The organism is Dietzia sp. B44, from assembly GCF_014145245.1.
GTDB classification, from domain to species: domain Bacteria; phylum Actinomycetota; class Actinomycetes; order Mycobacteriales; family Mycobacteriaceae; genus Dietzia; species Dietzia natronolimnaea.
The window spans coordinates 1-1,206 of sequence record NZ_JAALEF010000361.1 but is presented as its reverse complement, the minus strand read 5'-3'; the positions used below and the strand labels follow the sequence as shown (position 1 = coordinate 1,206).

2 protein-coding genes are annotated in these 1,206 nt (G+C 69.2%); both read left to right on the top strand.

Annotated features, from left to right (window positions below; all coding sequences use genetic code 11):
• Positions 1–149, top strand: a 149-nt coding sequence (locus G6017_RS11930; protein ID WP_182609279.1) for a L,D-transpeptidase, incomplete at its 5' end; no start/stop codon positions are given.
• Positions 150–286: 137 nt separating this feature from the next.
• On the top strand, positions 287–1,206 hold a 920-nt coding region (locus G6017_RS11925), incomplete at its 3' end, for a L,D-transpeptidase (RefSeq protein ID WP_182617537.1).

Here is a 1,206-nt window from a genome sequence, read left to right as displayed (position 1 = left end):
GCAACGTCTCCCACGGCTGCATCAACCTCAGCCCCGAGGACGCGGCCTGGTACTACGACAACACCCGGAACGGCGACCCGTTCATCGTGGTGGGCGGCCCGGGACGGCAGTTCGGCGAGTTCGACGGCCAGGGCGACTGGAACTACTGAGGCGGCCACGGGACCGGCCCCAGGCCCACCCCCGCGGGTCGGGGTGAAACACAATCGATATGGCGCACGACACCCTAAGAGAGTCCTCCGCCTAGGCTGAGAGGTACCCCTCGTCTCCGTCGTCCCCAGGAGTAGCAATGACCCGTTCGCCCCGGATCCCGGTCCTCGCCTCGATCCTCGCCGCGGCCGCCCTCGTCCTGGGGCTCGCCCCGGCGGCCAACGCGCAGTCCGTGATGCCCCCGAGCCCGCCCGGCATCCCCCAGCTGGAGAACGCGCCGCTGCCCACCCCGCTCATCCCGGGTGTCGGGGCGATGCCGGTCCTCACCTACCCGGTGATCGGTCCCGACCGACCCGCGCCCGAGTACGGAGACGTCAACGTCTTCCCCACGCAGAACGAGATCGTCGGCGTGGCCCAGCCGGTCATGTTCTTCTTCGACCGGCCCATCGCGGACCGCGCCCGCGCGGAGGCCACGCTCGGCATCCGTACCGAGCCCCCGGTGGCGGGCAAGTTCTACTGGGTCAACAACTCCGAGGTGCGGTGGCGCCCGCACTCCTTCTGGCCGGTCAACACCTCGGTCACCGTCTGGGCCGGCGGCAAGCGGCAGCAGGCCTTCCGCACGGGTGACGCGCTGATCGCGGAATACGACGACCGCACCAAGCACATCACCGTGACGCGAAACGGCCAGCACGTGCGCACCATGCGGGCGTCGGCCGGGATGCGCGGCTGGGAGACCTACAACGGCGTCTACTACACGGGTCAGCGCGGCCGGAACGTGCGGATGAACTCCGAGGCCTTCGGGCTGCGGATCGAGGACGGCGGGTACGACTCGATCATCAACGACGCCGTCCGCCTGAGCTACGACGGCATCTACATCCACTCCGCCCCGTGGTCGATCGCCGACCAGGGCGTCCGCAACGTCTCCCACGGCTGCATCAACGTCAGCCCCGAGGACGCACGCTGGTACTACGAGAACTCGCGCAACGGCGACCCGTTCATCGTCAAGAACGGACCCGGTCGGCAGTTCGGCGCCTTCGACGGCCAGGGCGACTGGAACTA